Origin of the sequence: Isoptericola sp. NPDC057391, assembly GCF_042668085.1 — a bacterium.
Taxonomy (GTDB): Bacteria; Actinomycetota; Actinomycetes; order Actinomycetales; family Cellulomonadaceae; genus Isoptericola.
Genome location: NZ_JBHVBO010000225.1, coordinates 1 through 5,818 on the forward strand (window position 1 = coordinate 1; position 5,818 = coordinate 5,818).

Sequence of the window (5,818 nt, forward strand, 5' to 3'; positions counted from 1 at the left end):
GAGAGGGGATGACCGATCCTGGTCCATCCCCTCTCTATCTCGCGGGTCCCCCGTCTCTATCTCGCCGCTGTCAGGGCGTCGGGATGCCCTCGTTGCGCAGCGGCACGGGCTGCGGCTCGACCGCGGTGACCTTCCCGCTCCCGACGGCGTAGGTCGCGCCGACGTAGTCCTGCACGCCGTCGGCCACGACGGTGATGCCCACGCCGTCGAAGGCGGAATGGTCGTCCGGGCCGAACATCAGCGGCAGGATGCCGTTGCCCTCGAGGTCGCCCGACTCGACGGCCTCGATGAGGCTCTCGCGCGTCGGGTCCTCGCCCGCCGCGGCCAGCGCCTCGGCGAACAGGTAGCCCATGCTCATGCCGTACACGGTGTTGCCGTCGAACCGCGCGCCGTCGTTGTACTCGTCGTTGATCTGCTCGAAGAGCTCGGCCCATTCGCCGTCGGGACCGAACGGCAGGTAGTTGGCGCTGACGAAGCCGTCCAGCAGCGCGGGCGCGACGTCCTCGCCGAGCAGCTCGACGAGCGTCGGGTAGTCGCCGCCCGACGACGACGCCAGCCACCGCGGGCTCCAGCCCATCTTCGCGGCGGTCCCCACCGCGAGCGCCGTGAAGCCGTTCACCGTGGCGAGCAGCACGTCCTCGCACCCGGCGGCCTGCAGGGCGCCGATCTGCGCGGTGACGTCCTGGTTCGACGTCGAGTACGACTCGTGGGCGGTGACGCCGTCCGCGCCGAGGGCGAGCTCGACCCCCTCGAGGAACTCCTCGCCGAAGTCGTCGTCCTGCCCGAAGACGCAGACCTTGCTGCCGGCGTGCTCGTCGGCGGTGTACTGCGCGAGCGCGGCGCCCTCGACCACGTAGTCGGCGTTGAAGCCGAACGTGTTCGGGTGGCCTTCGGGGTCGTCCCACATCGTGCTGCCGGACGCGACGAAGAGGTCGGGCACGTCGTTCTGGGTGAGGTAGTCGAGCACGGACGAGTGGGTGGGCGTGCCGAGACCGCCGAGCAGGGCGAACACCTTGTCCTCCTGCACCAGCTCGCGCACGACCGTCTGGGTGGTGGCCGGGTTGTACCCGTCGTCCTTGACGACGTACTCGATGGAGCGGCCGTGGATGCCGCCGCCCGCGTTGACGTACTCGAAGTAGGCCTTCGTGGCGGCCGAGATCGACGCGTACCCGGCGGCGGCCGGCCCGGTGAGCGGCTGGTGCGTGCCGATCGTGACGGTGTCGTCGCTGATGCCGGGGGCGGCGGCCGCCGGCGTGCTGCAGCCGGACAGGCCCAGGCACGCGGCGACGGACACCGCGGCGACGCCGGCGGTGGGGGCGGTGCGGGGGTTCCGCATGGGGATCACCTCTCTAGTGGTCGAGACGCTGGGGGGTGGGGCGGGGCCGCGGGCGCGTCGGTGCGGCCGCGGGGACGGTGGCGACGGCGGGTCGCGGCGCGGGCGAGCCCGCCCGGCCAGACCAGGGTCACGACGATCAGCAGGGCGCCGAAGACGAGCACGGCGAGGTTGCCGGACAGCCGCTGCTCGAGGTCGGCGGGGACGCCGACGGCGGCGGTGACGGTGTCGACGAGCCACGGCAGCAGCACGACGAGCGCCGCGCCGGCGGCCGCCCCGCCGAGGCTGCCGAGCCCGCCGACGACGGCGGCCACGACGAGCAGCAGCGAGAACGCGAGGTCGTAGCGCCCGGGCCCGACCGACTGGGTGACGAGACACAGGACGGCGCCGCCGAGGCCGGCCGCGAGCGAGCTCGCGACGAACGCGCCGACCTTGACCCGCGCCGGCGACACCCCGGACAGCCGGGCCGCGGTCTCGTCGCCGTGCACGGCACGCATGCGCAGGCCCGCGCGGCCGGAGCGCAGCAGCGCGAGGGGCGTGACGGCGACGGCGGCGACGACGATCGCGACCCAGGCGTGCCACTGCTCCACGACGATCAGCCGGGACAGCACCTCGGGCACGCCCTCGAACGGGACGGCCAGGCCCTGGTCCCCGCCCAGCGCGGGCACCTGCGCGGTGAGGGCCGGGAGCGCCACGACCATGGCGAGCGTCAGCCCGGCCAGGTAGGGCCCGCGCAGGCGCGCGCCCGCGAGGCCGAGCAGTCCCCCGACGGCTCCCGAGACGACGACGGCCCCCACGAGGCCGAGGACGACGCGGGCCAGCGCCGCACCGCCGTCGCCGTCGAGGCCGGCGCCGGCCGCCGCGTTCACGGTGAGGGCGTAGCCGTACCCTCCCGCGGCCATGAGGACGGCGTGCCCGAGGGAGAGCTGGCCGGTGAGGCCGACGAGCAGCGTGAGGCCCGCCGTCGCGCAGAAGGTCGCGGCGACGACGGCGAGCTGGTAGTTGCGGTACGGGTCGAGCACGAAGGTCACGGCCACGGCCAGCAGCGTGAGCACGGCCGCGCGCACCAGGATGCGCTGGGTGCGGGTGAGCCGCCGGGCGGGCTCGGGGGCGGGACGGTCGTCGCGCACGGCGGTCTCCTCTGTCTCCTGTGCCGCGGCGGGTCGGGTGGCGGTCATGCGGCACGCACCTGAGCGGCGGCGAAGATCCCGCCGGGCCGCACCAGCAGCACGAGGGTCAGCAGGGCGAGGACGGCGAGCGGGGCGACGCCCGCTCCGAGGTAACCCGTGACGAGGCTGACCAGCACCCCGACGACGACCCCGCCGACCAGCGCGCCGGTCGGCGAGTCGAGCCCGCCCAGGACGGCGACGGTGAAGGCGTGCACGAACAGCAGGTCGGCGGAGTGGGCGTTGAGGCCGAGCTCGGTGGGCACGAGGAGCAGTGCGGCGAGGGCCGCGACCGCGCCCGACAGCGCCCAGCCGACGGTGACCATGCGCGGCACGCGGACGCCCAGCAGGCGGGAGACCTCGGGCGCCGCGGCGGACGCGCGCAGCTGCAGGCCGAGCGACGTGCCGTTGAAGAGCCATGCGAGCAGCCCGACCACCGCCAGCGCCACGACCAGCACGAACAGGTCGTACGGCGAGAGCAGGGGCACGCCGCCCACTACGAAGGGGCGCTCGTCGAACGGCGCGGCCATCGGCCGGTGCCGGGGTCCGAACGCGATCCCGAGGGCGGACTGCAGCACCATGACCAGCCCGATCGCGACGATCATCCCCGGCAGCGGGCTGCCGGACGGCACCCGCCGCATGAGCCCGCGCTCCACCGCCGCGTTCAGGCCGGCACCGGCGAGGAGGGCGGCGGCGAGGCCCGCCCAGAACGAGCCGGTGGCTCCGGTGACGGCGAACGCCGCGAAGACGGCGACGGTGGCCACGGCCGCCTGGGCGAAGTTCACCAGCCGCGCGGCGCGCCACACGATCACGAGGGACAGCGCGAACAGCGCGATGACGAGCCCCCGGGCGAGCCCGGTGGCGAGAAGGAAGACGAGTCGGTCCATGGGAAGCCTCTCTCGGAGACGCTGGTCGGGTGCCGGCCGGTGCCGGTCAGAAGCCCAGGTAGGCGTGGCGCAGCGCGGGGTCGCCCGCGAGCTCGGCGGCGGGGGCGTCGACCACGACCGCGCCGAGGCTCAGGACCACGCCGCGGTCGGCGATCGACAGGGCGGAGGTGACGTTCTGCTCCGCGAGCAGCACGGTCAGGCCGGTCTCTCGCGCCGTCGTGCGCAGCACGCCCATGAGCTGCGCGACGACGCGGGGCGCCAGGCCGAGCGAGGGCTCGTCGAGCAGCAGCACGCGCGGGCGGGCGAGCAGCGCCCGGCCGAGCGCGAGCATCTGCCGCTCGCCCCCGGACAGCTGGTGCCCCAGGCTGGAGCGGCGCCGGGCGAGCGGCTCGAACAGGTCGTAGGTGCGGGCGACGGCGGCCCGACGCGCCGCGCGTCCGGGGTGGCACCACAGGGCGCCGAGCCGGAGGTTCTCGTCGACGGTCAGCTCCGTCACGACGCTGCGCCCCTCCGGCACCTGGGCCAGGCCGCGCCGGGCGCGGTCCTCGACGCCCAGGGCGGTGAGGTCCGCGCCGTCGAGCAGCACCCGGCCGGCGCGGGGCGGCGTCAGGCCGGAGAGCGCGCGCAGCAGGGTGGTCTTCCCGGCGCCGTTCGCGCCGAGCAGGGCGACCACCTCGCCCGGCGCGACGGCGAGCCGGAGGCCGTCGAGCACGGGCGCGCCGGCGTAGCCCACGGTGAGACCGTCGACGGCCAGCACGGCGGACGTGGCGGCGGTCATGCGGCCTCCAGCCCCAGGTAGGCCGCCTCGACGGCCGGGTCGGTGCGCACCTCGTCGGGGGTGCCGCTCGCGACGACCCGCCCGAAGTCGAGCACGACGACCCGGTGGGCCACGGCCATGACGAAGTCGACGTGGTGCTCGACCAGGAGCACCGCGCAGCCGTCCGCGACGACGTCGCGCACGACGTCCGCGAGGCCGTCCACGTCGTCCTTGCCGAGGCCGCCGGCGGGCTCGTCGAGCAGCAGGAGCCGAGGTCGCGCCACGAGCGCGCGGGCGAGCGCCACCCGCTTGCGGACGGGGTACGGCAGGGCGTCCACGGGCGTGGCGGCGTCGGCGGCCAGGTCGAGCCGCGCGAGCGCGGCCGCCGCGGCCTCGACCGCGTCGGCGCCCCCGGCGACCGGCACGAGGACGTTCTCGAGGACCGTGAGCCCCGCGAAGAGGCCGAGGCCCTGGAGCGTGCGCGCCAGCCCGCGTTCGAGCAGCCGGGTCGGGGAGGCGGGCGCGGGGCGTCCGTCGATCCGGACGACCCCTGTACTGGGGCGCACCAGGCCGCACACCGCGTTGAAGACGGTGGTCTTGCCCGCCCCGTTGGGGCCGATCAGGGCGACGGTCTCGGCGCGGCCGGCGCGGCCCACCGTGAGGTCGACGCCGTCGAGGGCGGTCAGTCCGCCGAACGTCACGGTGAGTCCGGAGACCTCGAGCCGGGGCGGGGTTGCTGGCGTGGAGCGGGACATCGGCACCTCTTCGTGTCGGGTGCCTGCCACGCTAGCGGAAAAACCGACTGGCCGGTATGCCCTGTCGAGACAAACTTCAGAACGTTGCACGCCCGTGACCGTCCGGCGCCCACGCCGTCGCCCCGGGCACTCAGACGCCGGCGGTGAGGCCCCCGTCGACCACGAGCTCCGTGCCCGTGAGGTACGCCGACGCGTCGCTCGCGAGGAACACCACCGCGCCGGTGACGTCGTCCGGCACCGCCGCACGACCGATCGGGATCGGCACGGCGTCGGGGTCGATGCGCGTCGTCATCTCCGTCCGCACCAGGCCGGGGTGCACGGAGTTCACCCGGATGCCGTCACGGCCCAGCTCCACCGCGAGGGACTTGGTCAGCCCCCGCACGCCGAACTTGGAGGCCACGTACCCGTGCAGGCGCTCGCCGCCCCGCAGGCCCTCGACCGACGACACGTTGACGATCGACCCGCCCCCGGCCGCCTTCATCACCGGCACCACGGTGCGGCAGCCCAGGAAGGTGCCCGTGAGGTTCACCGCGATGACGGCGTCCCACTTGGCCGTCGAGTAGTGCTCGATGGGTGCGGAGTTGGCGATGCCGGCGTTGTTCACGAGCACGTCCACCCCGCCGAACGCGTCGACGGCGGCGTCCACCGCGTCGCCCCAGCCCGCCTCGTCGGTCACGTCGAGCCGCACGGGCAGCGCCCGGTCGCCGAGCGCGGCCGCGAGCGCCGCCGCCTCGTCGTCGAGCACGTCCGCGACGACGACGGCGGCGCCTGCGGCGTGCAGGGCGCGGACGTACGCCGCGCCGAGACCTCGGGCACTGCCCGTGACCAGCGCGACGCGTCCCGCGAGCGGGCGGTCCGGGGCGGGCGGGACGGGACGAGCGGACATGGGTTCCTCCGGATCAGGGGTCGGGTGACGCCTG

At 75.3% G+C, this 5,818-nt stretch carries 6 protein-coding genes; all 6 read right to left on the reverse strand.

The window, feature by feature from the left end:
* Nucleotides 1–70 precede the first annotated feature (70 nt).
* The 6 genes from ACFUVW_RS18945 to ACFUVW_RS18970 all read right to left on the reverse strand — a co-directional run bounded on the left by ACFUVW_RS18945 (nt 71) and on the right by ACFUVW_RS18970 (nt 5,784).
* Complete coding sequence (locus ACFUVW_RS18945; protein ID WP_430572857.1) at nt 71–1,336, reverse strand: ABC transporter substrate-binding protein; 1,266 nt, start codon at nt 1,334–1,336, stop codon at nt 71–73.
* 5 nt (nt 1,337–1,341) lie between these two features.
* Entirely contained in the window at nt 1,342–2,511 is a 1,170-nt protein-coding gene (locus ACFUVW_RS18950; RefSeq protein WP_430572858.1) for a branched-chain amino acid ABC transporter permease, read from the reverse strand.
* Nucleotides 2,508–3,386 (reverse strand): branched-chain amino acid ABC transporter permease, encoded by an 879-nt coding sequence (locus ACFUVW_RS18955; RefSeq protein ID WP_430572859.1) that lies wholly within the window; start codon nt 3,384–3,386, stop codon nt 2,508–2,510. Before ACFUVW_RS18955 ends, ACFUVW_RS18950 begins: the two co-directional genes overlap by 4 nt.
* A gap of 46 nt (nt 3,387–3,432) precedes the next feature.
* Entirely contained in the window at nt 3,433–4,164 is a 732-nt protein-coding gene (locus ACFUVW_RS18960; protein WP_430572860.1) for an ABC transporter ATP-binding protein, read from the reverse strand.
* Nucleotides 4,161–4,898 carry an ABC transporter ATP-binding protein gene (locus tag ACFUVW_RS18965; RefSeq protein ID WP_430572861.1) on the reverse strand — a complete coding sequence of 246 codons (738 nt, stop codon included), beginning with the start codon at nt 4,896–4,898 and terminating at the stop codon, nt 4,161–4,163. The genes ACFUVW_RS18960 and ACFUVW_RS18965 overlap by 4 nt, the downstream gene beginning before the upstream one ends.
* Nucleotides 4,899–5,028: 130 nt before the next feature.
* Entirely contained in the window at nt 5,029–5,784 is a 756-nt protein-coding gene (locus ACFUVW_RS18970; RefSeq protein ID WP_430572862.1) for a glucose 1-dehydrogenase, read from the reverse strand.
* Nucleotides 5,785–5,818: the final 34 nt, after the last annotated feature.

Coding starts and splice junctions, on each gene's coding strand:
- ACFUVW_RS18955 (WP_430572859.1), bottom strand. CDS start 3,386: ATGGACCGACTCGTCTTCCTTCTCGCCACCGGGCTCGCCCGGGGGCTC.
- ACFUVW_RS18970 (WP_430572862.1), bottom strand. CDS start 5,784: ATGTCCGCTCGTCCCGTCCCGCCCGCCCCGGACCGCCCGCTCGCGGGA.
- ACFUVW_RS18965 (WP_430572861.1), bottom strand. CDS start 4,898: ATGTCCCGCTCCACGCCAGCAACCCCGCCCCGGCTCGAGGTCTCCGGA.
- ACFUVW_RS18945 (WP_430572857.1), bottom strand. CDS start 1,336: ATGCGGAACCCCCGCACCGCCCCCACCGCCGGCGTCGCCGCGGTGTCC.
- ACFUVW_RS18950 (WP_430572858.1), bottom strand. CDS start 2,511: ATGACCGCCACCCGACCCGCCGCGGCACAGGAGACAGAGGAGACCGCC.
- ACFUVW_RS18960 (WP_430572860.1), bottom strand. CDS start 4,164: ATGACCGCCGCCACGTCCGCCGTGCTGGCCGTCGACGGTCTCACCGTG.